The organism is Ferrovum myxofaciens (assembly GCF_000735045.1).
Classification (GTDB): domain Bacteria; phylum Pseudomonadota; class Gammaproteobacteria; order Burkholderiales; family Ferrovaceae; genus Ferrovum; species Ferrovum myxofaciens.
The window spans coordinates 1-253 of the sequence record NZ_JPOQ01000351.1 but is presented as its reverse complement, the minus strand read 5'-3'; the positions used below and the strand labels follow the sequence as shown (position 1 = coordinate 253).

General features: G+C 50.6%; 1 protein-coding gene. It reads left to right on the top strand.

The annotated features are described in order from the left end of the window. Positions 1–79: 79 nt before the first annotated feature. On the top strand, positions 80–253 hold a 174-nt coding region (locus tag IV91_RS0113970; RefSeq protein WP_031599449.1), incomplete at its 3' end, for an IS200/IS605 family transposase.

Sequence of the window (253 nt, the reverse complement as noted above, 5' to 3'; positions counted from 1 at the left end):
GAGCGGGCTTGTTCGCCGTTGGGCTGTAGCTCGTATTTGAATGCTTGCAAGCGTTTCATGGCTGAATTATACTTGGTCTATGGAAAAAGACAACGAAATTCGACACGGCAGGCATTGCGTTTTCAAAATGCACGTCCATTTGGTCTTTGTGGCGAAATATCGCCGCAAAGTGTTTGACGGCGATGCCATCGACCGGATGCGCCGGATGTTCGGCAAGGTCTGCGAAGACATGGAAGCGTCCCTAGTGGAAATG